Origin of the sequence: uncultured Bifidobacterium sp., assembly GCF_949292005.1 — a bacterium.
Classification (GTDB): Bacteria; Actinomycetota; Actinomycetes; order Actinomycetales; family Bifidobacteriaceae; genus Bifidobacterium.
In genome coordinates this window covers 1-11,037 of the sequence record NZ_CASEXV010000013.1, presented here as the reverse complement: position 1 = coordinate 11,037, position 11,037 = coordinate 1, and the positions used below count along the sequence as shown (strand labels likewise).

Here is an 11,037-nt window from a genome sequence, read left to right as displayed (position 1 = left end):
TCCAGCTCATCGTCCTCATCCGGAAGCGGTGGCGAATGGACTCTGGGAGAGTCCAATTCCACGTTGGACGTGTCGAAGATGTCCGCGTCAACCGCGTCGAACACCAAAGTCGCGGCGCTGATGGAGAAGGATTCGTCGGCCCTTCCGAAGAGCTTTAACGCAAATCATAAAACGGGTGACGTGGGCAATGCCTATGAGTTCGGTCAGTGCACCTGGTGGGTGTATGTGCGTCGAACCCAGTTGGGGCTGCCCGTGGGCTCCTATCTCGGCGATGGTCGGATGTGGGCGGATTCCGCAAAATCATTGGGATACTGGGTGGATGGAACGCCGCGGCACAAAGGCGACATCATCGTGTTCGCCGCAGGGCAGGCGGGTGCGGATTCAACCTATGGGCATGTGGCGATTGTGGAGTCGATAGGCTCCGATGGGTCGGTTGTCACATCGGAGACGAACGCCGGGATGTCGGGCAAGACCTATAACCGAACCTTCACGGCAAGTGAGGCTTCCGCCTTTCGATACATCCACTACTGACGTTGAGAGCGTCCATGGACGGCGTGTCGTCCTGTCTTGCCGGGCATGGCGTGCCCCTCGATATATGTGGTGAATTTGTGTGTGGTATTGTTTCGTTTTGATGAAGATCATAAGCAGACCTCTATTGTCGATCGTCATTTTTATGGCGGTCGCCATGATTCTTGCCGTGTTCGCGCCAATGTCGCTTGCGGACACCGGTTCGGTCGTCGTCACTTCTTCGCGTTCCTTCCCGAAGGGGAACGTGGCGCGTAGGAATTTGCTTGCCGAGTCCACATCGGTCACCGTGGGGGGCAGCTCATCCAGCCGTAGCAGTTACACCGAAACGTTGAGCGTTCCCAAGACGAAGTCCTCGGCCGAGCAGGCGCAGGAGAAGGCAGCGAAGAAGGCGGCCGAGAAGGCGAAGCAGGCGGCGGCCAGCAGATCCGAGGATCGCGAGAGCCTCTCGAGTTCCTCCAGCTCGTCTTCGTCCACGTCGTCCTCATCGTCGTCAGCCGCTTCGTCCACGTCCAGCGGCTCAGCAACGGGTGCCGCAATCAGCGCCCTCGCCACAAAGTATGTGGGCAACGCATATGTGTATGGCGGCCAGACTCCGAACCCTGGATGGGATTGCTCTGGGTTCGTCAAATACGTTTATTCACAGTTCGGAATCACGCTTCCGCGGACGGCCGGAGAGCAGGCGACGGTGGGAACCGCAGTGTCCAGCCTTTCCGAAGCGCAGCCAGGCGATATCGTGGCGAACGGGATACATTCGGGAATCTATCTGGGCAATGGTCTGATCATCAGTGCGCTGACGGAGAGTCTTGGCACTCAGATCACTGGCACTGAGGTGTATACAGGGTCCTATTCGGTTCGCAGGATCGTCTGAACACAGCTGTCTTCATGTTCGCCGCGCATGGTTTTATGCGCGGCGGACGTTTTTGAACCGATTCGTCCGGAGTCGAAGGGATGCGTCTTCTCGAAGGCCGTATCCATAAGAGTGACGTCTTCCGTGTGGTGCGGGTAAAATCACTGGTGACGGCGCATTTCGAAGCCGTCGTCCGCCAAAGGAGGTCGTCATGATCAACGAAAAGGCCATTCTTGTCGGAGTCGACGGCTCGCACGCCAGCTACAAAGCAACCTGGTGGGCCGCCAACTATGCCAAACACGCCGGACTCACACTTCAGATCGTTTGCGCGTATTCGCTGCCAAGCTATGCGGCGGTGTCGTTCGATGCCACCTACACCGCCTTCGGCGACGACAAGGCGGCGCATAATGACGCGCAGGAGATTCTCTCCAAGGCGAAGGCCATAGCCGACCAGCAGGGCGTCGAGGCCGTCACTCTTATCGTCACGGGGGACCCATCCTCGGTGTTCGTCGAGCTGTCACGCAACTACAACCTCATAGTCATCGGCAACCGAGGCAAGGGAGGCCTCGCGGAGAGGCTTCTGGGCACCACCAGCTCCTCTTTGCCCGCGTACGCCTATTGCCCCATCGTGGTCGTCCCATACACCGACGACGATGGCAATCTCATGCATCTGAACAACACGATATCCCGGGTGGCGGTCGGCGCGGACGAATCCATGTGGGGTATGAAGGCCCTTGAGATAGCCGCGGGGTTCGCCGACGGCTGGGGAGCGGAGCTTGATGTCATATCGGCTGTTCCGCACGTGCAGGGCGCCGACGGCGACGACGTGGAAGCCGCCTATCTTGATGATCTCGATCACAGGGTTCAACCACTGCAGAAAAGATACCCCTCGCTGCGCATCACCAAAACGGTGGTTCCAGGGAACGCGGTGGCCGCGCTAACCAAGGCGAGCCGAGACCATGATGTCGTTGTTGTCGGATCACGTGGTCGTGGCGGGTTCACGGGGCTCATCCTCGGATCGACGAGTCAGGGGCTGATTCAGCATGCCGTCAGTCCGGTGTACGTCGTTCCGCGCAAGTATGTCGAAGCCGAGGAGTCACGTCCGTCGGATGAACGGTCCAGCGCAGAGGTGTCGGGCGTCACCGAGGTGTCCGTGCCCACCGCGGATTCGCGTCAGGCGGATGAGATAGAGGCGAGCATCGATCCGCTGCATGACAATCGTCAATAGAACCATGCGTCAATAGAACGCGAAACAACGGAACCGGTCGTCCAATCCCGTAGATGGGGTCGGACGACCGGTTCTGTGAATGCGACGGAATCCCGACGGCGACCAATAAGCATCGGGTGGGTGGCGTGGTGGTTACTGGCGGATGTCGACATCCAGACGGACCGGAGTCACCTGCTCCATCGTGTGTTTCACGGTGCAGCTCTTGTCGATGTGGCGACGGATGCGTTCATCCAGCTTTCGGGCATCTTCTGCGCTCAAATCGGCATCGGCGGCGTCCACGGTGATCTGTTCCTCGAAGGCGAGGTAGGAGTCGCTGTCGTCGTCATATGTCCCGTCGACGACGATCCGGGCGCCGTGTCCCTCACCGATGCTGTGCTCTATGGCGAACTGGCTGGAGAGTGCGCCGCACCCCGCCAAAGCGACCTTCATCAAATCGCCGGGAGTGAAAAGTCCTTTGCCGTGACCGAACTTCACATGCGCGCCGTCCTCGCTGAAGGCGTCCCAGGAGCCGTCCTTGTTCCTCTCGACCCAGATGCGCTTACCCATGCGATCCTCCTTATGTGGTTTGTGTGGTGACCTGTTGTGTGGTGACCTGACGCCATGACTCGGTGCCCGCCCTGTCATGTGCCAACTCTAGTTCACTAGGTCAACCGTGGGACGCGCGTCCGTCCCACGGTGAAAAGATTGGATGATGATCGCGTCCGTAAATGGACGATCTCTTTCGCAAGCCGCGGATCACGTCGCCTGTGATCGATTTCCGCGGTCCGCTGTGGGCGGGTGTGGGTAGGATGGTGCGCATGTCTTTGACCACAAAGGAGCTTGACGATATCCGTTCGCGTGTGCCACGACGTCCGCGGTCCGATCTGCCCACGCCTTACGAAGATCTTTTACGTGAGACCCTCTTGATGGGGACGTTGAAGTCCGATCGGACCGGCACGGGGACCATCTCGTTGTTCGGCAGGCAGATGAGGTTCGACCTAGGAGCCGGCTTCCCTTTGATCACAACCAAACGAGTGTTCTTTCGCGGGGTGGCGTACGAGCTCCTATGGTTCCTCAAAGGATCCGGCAACGTGCGTTGGCTTCAGGAGAACAACGTCCATATCTGGGATGAGTGGGCCGATGAGAACGGCGATCTGGGACCTGTCTATGGCGTTCAGTGGCGTAGCTGGCCCGCTCCGACTCCTGAGGAGCCAAATCGCACCATCGACCAGATCGAGCGCGTCCTCGACCTGATACGGAACAATCCGGATTCGCGGCGTATGGTCGTCAGCGCATGGAATCCCGCCGAGGTTGAGAATATGGCTCTTCCTCCCTGCCATGCGTTGTTCCAGTTCTATGTGGCCGACGGACGGTTGTCGTGCCAGCTGTATCAGAGATCATGCGATATGTTTCTTGGAGTGCCCTTCAATATCGCCTCCTATGCGCTACTCACGTGCATGATGGCGCAACAGGCCGGGCTGCGTCCGGGCGAGTTCGTGTGGACCGGGGGGGACTGCCATATCTATGACAATCACGTCGATCAGGTGCTGGAGCAGTTGGGGCGGGAGCCCTACCCATACCCGACTCTTCGAATCGATCCGGCCGCATCGTTGAGTGATTACCGGTATGAGGATTTCCACGTGGAGAACTACCGGCATCATCCCACAATCAACGCGCCGATTGCGGTGTGATGACGTGGTCTGAGCCGAACGCTACACTAATGACCCAGTCTTGAGTCCAAGGAGCGCAGTGAAATGGAGCATGACAGTAGTAGCCGTAGTGGCTATCACGAACCCGAGCCCGGATATGCCGGGCCTGATGACGCGGGGGAGGATTGGGGGGACGATTTCCCCAAGACATTCTCGGTGAATCTGATATGGGCGCAGGCGTCGGACATGTCCGGAAGACCTGGTGCGATTGGCTTCCAAGGCGGCATGCCTTGGCATCTTTCCGAGGATCTGCAGAGGTTCAAGGAGTTGACGGTATCGCATCCGGTGATTATGGGCCGGGGACCATGGGAGTCCCTCGATCCGCAGCACCGTCCTTTGCCCAACCGCGACAACATCGTTGTCTCGCATGATCCGCATCTATCGGCGGCCGGCGCGACCGTTGTGGGCGGTTTGGAGGCGGCGTTGGATCTCGCTCGGCAGGAGGCCATTCCCGACGACGGAATGGATCGAAGTGAGATCTGGGTCATCGGCGGGTCGAGTATTTTCCGCCAGATCCTGCCTGTGGCGTCAAGAGCGTATGTGACGCGGATCCATGCGCGGGTGGATGCGGACACCTATGCCCCCGACATGGACGAGCTTGTATCGAGGGGCGAGTGGCGTGTGGAGGATGATGGCGCATGGCGCACGCCGCGGGATGCTGGCGGTCTGATTCGCGGCTACCGCTTCGTCACATACCAAAGAATACGCTGACCGGTTTCCCGGCCGTTTGCCGATCTGAGAGGGAGAGTCATGACCGACGACCATCGCTACACGATTATGACCGTGTGCACCGGGAACATCTGTCGCTCCCCGATGGCGCAGATAGTTCTGGCCAAACGATTCGCCGATGCGGGAATGTCCGGGAAGGTCGATGTCCTGTCCAGTGGTGTGAGCGATGAGGAATTCGGGCATCCCATCGACCCGCGGGCCGTACGCGTGCTTCGTGGGCGTGGGTATGAGATTCCCCGGCATCATGCCGCGCATCGCATTGATCGTGAGGAGATCGATCGAACCGATCTGTTCCTCCCCATGACCGCATCGCATATGAGGGCGTTGCTGCGCATGCTGCCGCCCGAGGATCGCTCCGCAGTGCGAATGTACCGAAGTTTCGACCCCTCGCTGGCTGCTGATGGCCTTGGCCCGGACGAGCGGATGGACCTGGTGGATCCTTGGTACGGAGGCCCGCATGAGTTCAATGTCGCCATCAATCAGATAGATCAGGTCGCGCCCTACATCGTCGAGTGGGTCAAAAACAGGCTGGGGTAGTGGCGTTGCTCTCCGAGTGTGGCCCGGACGCGCGTCGTGATATCTGAAACATGTCATCTGCGGTATATAAAACCCCCTAGCACCAGTGTTTCCAAGTGTTGTGGGGGATGATATGGTGGCTCCGAGCGGCATCGATCCGCTGACCTAACGATTTTCAGTCGTTCGCTCTACCAACTGAGCTACAGAGCCATGACAGTTAAAAAAACCCGGAATTACCGGGCTTTTTCACCACCGCGACCCCGGCCGGACTTGAACCGGTGACCTCCGCCGTGACAGGGCGGCGCTCTAACCAGCTGAGCTACGGGGCCGATGGCCGCTGTAAAAGCAGCCAAGTGGATATATTACAGATACTTCGTCGACTCGCAAGGTCCCGGCGTGTTCCGGGGTGTCGGTTGTCGGAGTGGTCTCGTCCTACGTCAGAGCTGCGCGATTGGTCTGTATGCGAGTGCTTCGGAGGTGTTCACGGATACCTGAAGAATCGCGGGGATGATTGTGGCGTTGGTGTTCTGGCTGTCCGTCGCGTACCGCTCATTATCCGAGGCGGTCAAATCGTCCTGTGTCTGAGAGCAGTCGTTTCCATAGCAATATGATGTCGTTCCATCATCGGACACGGTTCCTATGGCGGTCAACCCAATGAGCCAGAAGATGGCGAGTATCACCAGAATCGAGAAAACCGTGGAGATTCCTCCGACGATGATTCCGGCGATGGACAGTCCACGGCTTTTTTCCCCGGTCCGTTTGATCTGGTTGAAGGCGATTATCGAGAGGATCAATCCCGCCACTGGGATGATGAAAGTGAGAATGAATCCGACGATGCACAGAGTGTTCCAACGGTCGCTGGCCATGTCGTATGGATTGGAGTAGGGCCCGCTGGCGGGGTACTGGGGATATCCGCCGTATCCGTTGGTTGCATACGGAGGATATCCGGCGGGGCCCGCGGGCCCGTTCCATTGTTGTCCGGGAGTCGAAGTGGGTTGTTGGAAGTAAGAAGTGTCTTGGTTGCCATATCCATAGGGGTGATCGTTTCCGTTGGACGTGGGATATGGCGCACCTTCGCGTGGCGTCTGCGAATAATGGGATGCGTCCGGGTAGGTTGAATCCCCGCCCTGCTGTTGCGGTGAACCGTTCTGTTGCGGAGAGCTGCTCCCGGGTTTCGGGGAGGGTTGTCCATAGGGCTGTTGTCCTGAAGGGTCTCCGCTGAATGGGGAGGATTGCGGATTCGGTGTGGTTGGTGTGTTATCGCTCATGGCTATATCGTAATTTCCACCGTGGAATTGGCGATAATCGCACTGAAGTCAGTGGACAAACGATGGGTGAGAGGATATGCGGGCTATGAACGAGTGGGCGCATCATGATGGATCGGCGTTGTATGTGTCGAGTGAGACCCCTTCCCTGGGCGAGTCCATTCGGCTTCGCGTACGAATCATCCATGGTTCGCCATACACCTCCGTCCGCTTGCGCAGCACGGAGGATGCGGAGTTTCATATGGAGCCCATGCGGAGGATATCCGCAACACGGTATGAGGATTGGTATGAGGCGTCCTTACGTGTGGTGAATCCCGTGACATGGTATCGGTTCATGCTCACGCGGGATGATGGGGCATTTGATTGGCTCACGGCCTCGGGGGTCGCGCGTCGCGAGATCGATGATTCGAGCGACTTCCGCATCACCGTCTTTGACGCGGCTCCGGAGTGGGAGCGCTCCGGAGCCGTCTACCAGATATTCCCCGATAGGTTTTCCCGTTCTCAGCGCTATGAGGATCTGCGCAAGCCTGAATGGGCCATACGCATGCCTTGGGGCGAGGCGCCGCTGGGCCACGGATACGACACGGGGCGTCAGTGGTATGGCGGCGACCTGAAGGGCGTCGAGGATCATCTTGACCATATAGCCGATTTGGGATTCTCCACCATCTATCTCACGCCGTTCTTCACGGCCGGGTCGGTTCATCGCTACGACGCGTCCACCTTCGCCCATGTCGATCCGCTGCTGGGGGGAGACGATGCGCTGGAGTCTCTGGCGCGTGCGGTACATGGACGGGGAATGCATCTTCTGGGGGATCTGACGCTGAACCACACGGGAGTGGGGCATGAGTGGTTCCAAGCCGCATCACATGATCCGGAATGCCCGGAGCGTGAATTCTACATGTGGCCCCATTGGCCGGATGACTATGTGTCATGGCGAGGAGTGCGCTCGTTGCCGAAATTGGACTGGCGTTCGGATGTTCTCATGGACCGGATGGTCAGAGGTCCCCGTTCGTTGGCGGCCCGTTGGCTCGGAGATTCTGGGTTGGACGGATGGCGTATCGACGTGGCGAATCAGGTCGGACGGCATGGGACGGTCGATGTGAACCATCGCGTGGCCACCGCCATAAGGCGGACCATCGATGACTCCTTGGACGGGCAGGGTGTGTTGATCGCCGAATACATGCATCAGGATCCATCCGCCGACCTTCGCGGCGACGGGTGGCAGGCGGCCATGAACTATGGGGGGTTCTCGAGGCCGGCGTGGGCGTGGCTATGCGATCCGTCGTGCGCAATCGACTATATGGAGTCCGGGATTCCGCTTCGTCGTCGTTCGGGCCGGGCGACGGTCGTGTCCCTGCGTGGCGCGATATCCCGGGTGCCCTGGAAGGTCGCCGCCGCGCAGTGGAACATTCTCGACAGTCATGACACCGCGCGAATCGCCACCATCGTCGATGACCGTGATCGGCTTGACGCCGCGGTCGCTTTGCAGATGACGTATCCGGGCGTACCGATGGTTTTTGCCGGTGATGAGCAGGGGGCGGTAGGGGAGACCGGCGAGGGTGCGCGCGTGTGCATGGATTGGGGTGAGGATGGCCGTCATGACGGCGGTGTCGGGTGTGTGTACCGCGATCTTCTTCAGCTTCGACGCGCGCATCCTGCCCTCACATCGGGAGGGATGCGATGGGTTCTTGCCGACGACGATGTCATAGCCTTCGTCAGAGAGACGTCGGATGAGAGGTTGCTTGTCGTGGTTTCTCGGGACGCAGGGACGATGGCCGCGATCGATGCGGAGACGCTCGCCGCTGATGAGGGTGATGGGCCAATCCGGGTGTACGGACGTGGAAAGCTGGAAAGACGCGGCGACGACTGGGCGGTATCGTTCGGCCGCGCGGGGGCGGGTGTCTGGAGTCTTCCGCAGGTTTCGGTTCCGCGGTGGTGACGGCTGGCGGTGGTTCGGGGATGTCGGCGGATGCTGGGTCTCGTCTGGCGATTATGCGTTCGAATAGGGCATGAGGCATCGGGTGTGTCCATCAACGAGGGCCGCAGGGCGCCAATGACTCGTATACAGTGGATGCGTGCGATATGGAGAGAGTGATGCGGAATCCGAGAACGATGCCATTGTGGCCGGTGTCGGGTTGGAGGATGGTGAATTGACCGTCAATTCCGATTCGAGCGATAGGGGGGATGACAACGGGCACCCTGTCCACCGGGTGTTGTCGTTCGTAAGAAGATCGGGCCGGCTTGATGACAGGCTTCGCCGTGCCCGGGAGAAATACGGTGACCGTTATCTGTTGGTTGCGTCGGACGGTGCAGGTTCTTTCGATGTGAGGCCTGGCTTCGTGCTGGATGCGTCTCTGGTGGCTTGTCTGTGGGGCCGCAGTCGGCCGCTTGTCGTTGAGGTCGGCACGGGTCAGGGGGAAAACATTGTGGCCGCGGCTCGGAGCCACCCTGAGGTCAACTTCCTTGCCGTCGAGGTGTATGACCCTGGAGTCGCGCACACGATGCTGCTGGCAGGCAAGGCGGACGTGGACAATCTGCGCATCGCACAGGTCAACGCACCTGATCTGATGGCGGTTATCTCCGTGGGAACCGTAAGCGAGGTGTGGACGTTCTTCCCCGATCCGTGGCCCAAGATGCGTCATCATAAGCGCCGCCTCGTGCAGGAGGGGTTCGCGGACTCGGTCCGGCGCTCGCTTGCCGATGATGGGGTGTGGCGCATAGCCACCGACATCGAAGACTATGCCCTTCATGTTCACGAGGTGATGGATGAGCGCCGCGACTTCAGCAATTCGGGAGACCTCGTTGTGAGCCTTCCCCTCGGACATGTCGGTAAGGGCAACGCCGATGAGGCTTCGGCGTTGCCGCATGGAGATTTCAAGGAGTCGAGACGATTCGATGGCCGTGTTCTGACGAACTTCGAGCGCAAGGGTTTGCGGGCCGGACGAGTGATCCACGATTTCACATACCGGGCCGCTGGTCATCACGAGGCTGACCGCCCAACAGCGTGACGGTCTGATGATCGATGGTCTGATGATTTATGGTCCAACACGCCGCGATTGCGAGGAAAGTGAGCGACAGCTAGCATTAACTATTTGTGTCGCCCCCTTCGTCTAACGGTTAGGACACCAGACTTTCAATCTGACAGCGAGAGTTCGACTCTCTCAGGGGGTACGATGGCCAGTCCATCAGAGCTGAAAGCGAAGCGATGAGTAGTTTCTCCTGCTGATTGCTGCAGCATTAATGGCGGTGATTATGCCCCATTTGCCACCTGTATAATGTGAGTCTCAATCCGGCCCATGATTGCGGAGAGGGTTTTCATGCCGGTTTTATTCAGGTAGCTTCGGAATCCATTGTCAGTGCTGTGGAATCATCCGTTTATGTGAGCTATTTCGAAGGTGTAGTCTCTGAAAGATGACGCGGCTGAAGTGGCATATGCTCGAGTTGCGCGTCCAAGATGTGTTGTCAGGATGATGCCGTTTAGGTCTTCTGCAATGAAGAGCGTTGGGATCCAATTGTTCTACTTTCGCGCTTCATTGTGAAGTAATGAATACTAAATAATATTCGTTTTTGCAATTACGATATAGGGAATTTACATATTATATTTTCTGGCATTCCCTTTTTGTTAGGCAAGTTTCTGTAGAGTAATATTATGTATGTCACAAATATAATAAATTGTCATTCGCAATAATTTAAAAATTAAACTTCTGTTATTATGTCGAAACAATACTTAGGGAAAATGCCGATGCTTGACAAATAAAAAAAAGTGGAAGAACATTTCTCTGTGCTGTATGGACACTAAAATATAACGGGGGGGATTAATGTCATATAAAGAAGATATCCAATCGTTGGAGTTGGATAACAGTGCAGGTGTAAGCCAAAGCTATAACACTGTGAAGCAGCAGCTCCAGCAGGTGCATACTGCGAATCTTGAGGGTGCGGATCGGTTTTTGCCAACAGACTATAACGATAAACTTGATACTCTCTACACGCAGTTCGCCGAAAAGAAGCCAAAAAAGATGGCTGAGCTGGTTCCTCGGCGGGATGCGCTCAAGAAGAAGTTGTGAATCACACCGTTCCGTTGTGTCTGCTCTGACGAGAGCAGGAATTGGTTGTTTTTGTTCTTATCAAGCCGCTTTTTGGAGATGAGGGTGGTTCGTGTTTTCGGTTTAATGCCTATTCTTCCAGATTTTTATTGGACATATCTTGAATGAATGGGAAGGGAACCTGGGGAGCGTG

The 11,037-nt window shown here is 57.7% G+C and carries 11 protein-coding genes and 3 tRNA genes; 10 read left to right on the top strand and 4 right to left on the bottom strand.

From position 1 onward, the window contains the following. The 3 genes from Q1X90_RS00530 to Q1X90_RS00520 all read left to right on the top strand — a co-directional run. Window positions 1–531, top strand: a 531-nt coding sequence (locus Q1X90_RS00530) for a CHAP domain-containing protein (protein ID WP_300765707.1), incomplete at its 5' end; no start/stop codon positions are given. Between the two features lie 241 nt (window positions 532–772). Next, window positions 773–1,396 (top strand): C40 family peptidase, encoded by a 624-nt coding sequence (locus Q1X90_RS00525; RefSeq protein WP_300765706.1) that lies wholly within the window; start codon window positions 773–775, stop codon window positions 1,394–1,396. Window positions 1,397–1,586: 190 nt separating this feature from the next. Beyond that, window positions 1,587–2,603, top strand: a complete 1,017-nt coding sequence (locus tag Q1X90_RS00520; protein ID WP_300765705.1) for a universal stress protein — start codon at window positions 1,587–1,589, stop codon at window positions 2,601–2,603. Window positions 2,604–2,735: 132 nt separating this feature from the next. Here the strand turns inward: Q1X90_RS00520 and Q1X90_RS00515 are convergent, their stop codons facing one another. Beyond that, window positions 2,736–3,149, bottom strand: a complete 414-nt coding sequence (locus Q1X90_RS00515) for an OsmC family protein (protein ID WP_300765704.1) — start codon at window positions 3,147–3,149, stop codon at window positions 2,736–2,738. A 251-nt stretch (window positions 3,150–3,400) separates the two neighbouring features. Between Q1X90_RS00515 and Q1X90_RS00510 the strand changes: the two genes are divergently transcribed. The 3 genes from Q1X90_RS00510 to Q1X90_RS00500 all read left to right on the top strand — a co-directional run bounded on the left by Q1X90_RS00510 (window position 3,401) and on the right by Q1X90_RS00500 (window position 5,557). Next, on the top strand, window positions 3,401–4,273 hold the full coding sequence (locus Q1X90_RS00510) for a thymidylate synthase (protein WP_300765703.1): 873 nt from the start codon (window positions 3,401–3,403) through the stop codon (window positions 4,271–4,273). Between the two features lie 63 nt (window positions 4,274–4,336). Beyond that, a complete protein-coding gene (locus Q1X90_RS00505; protein ID WP_300765702.1) occupies window positions 4,337–5,002 on the top strand; it encodes a dihydrofolate reductase in 666 nt (221 codons plus the stop codon). 39 nt (window positions 5,003–5,041) lie between these two features. Continuing rightward, window positions 5,042–5,557 (top strand): low molecular weight protein-tyrosine-phosphatase, encoded by a 516-nt coding sequence (locus tag Q1X90_RS00500; protein WP_300765701.1) that lies wholly within the window; start codon window positions 5,042–5,044, stop codon window positions 5,555–5,557. Between the two features lie 113 nt (window positions 5,558–5,670). Here Q1X90_RS00500 and Q1X90_RS00495 read toward each other — a convergent pair. From Q1X90_RS00495 to Q1X90_RS00485, 3 genes are all read right to left on the bottom strand, one after another. Beyond that, a tRNA-Phe gene (locus Q1X90_RS00495) sits at window positions 5,671–5,746 on the bottom strand. Between the two features lie 45 nt (window positions 5,747–5,791). Next, window positions 5,792–5,865 (bottom strand) — tRNA-Asp (locus Q1X90_RS00490). Between the two features lie 108 nt (window positions 5,866–5,973). Beyond that, window positions 5,974–6,804 (bottom strand): DUF4190 domain-containing protein, encoded by an 831-nt coding sequence (locus Q1X90_RS00485; RefSeq protein WP_300765700.1) that lies wholly within the window; start codon window positions 6,802–6,804, stop codon window positions 5,974–5,976. Between the two features lie 85 nt (window positions 6,805–6,889). Between Q1X90_RS00485 and Q1X90_RS00480 the strand changes: the two genes are divergently transcribed. The 4 genes from Q1X90_RS00480 to Q1X90_RS00465 all read left to right on the top strand — a co-directional run bounded on the left by Q1X90_RS00480 (window position 6,890) and on the right by Q1X90_RS00465 (window position 10,865). Continuing rightward, complete coding sequence (locus tag Q1X90_RS00480; RefSeq protein WP_300765699.1) at window positions 6,890–8,740, top strand: glycoside hydrolase family 13 protein; 1,851 nt, start codon at window positions 6,890–6,892, stop codon at window positions 8,738–8,740. A gap of 211 nt (window positions 8,741–8,951) precedes the next feature. Beyond that, a complete protein-coding gene (gene trmB / locus Q1X90_RS00475; RefSeq protein ID WP_300765708.1) occupies window positions 8,952–9,809 on the top strand; it encodes a tRNA (guanosine(46)-N7)-methyltransferase TrmB in 858 nt (285 codons plus the stop codon). Between the two features lie 91 nt (window positions 9,810–9,900). Next, window positions 9,901–9,972, top strand: a tRNA-Glu gene (locus Q1X90_RS00470). 647 nt (window positions 9,973–10,619) lie between these two features. Continuing rightward, window positions 10,620–10,865: a hypothetical protein gene (locus Q1X90_RS00465; RefSeq protein WP_300765698.1), complete on the top strand. Its 246-nt coding sequence runs from the start codon at window positions 10,620–10,622 to the stop codon at window positions 10,863–10,865. Window positions 10,866–11,037 lie beyond the last annotated feature (172 nt).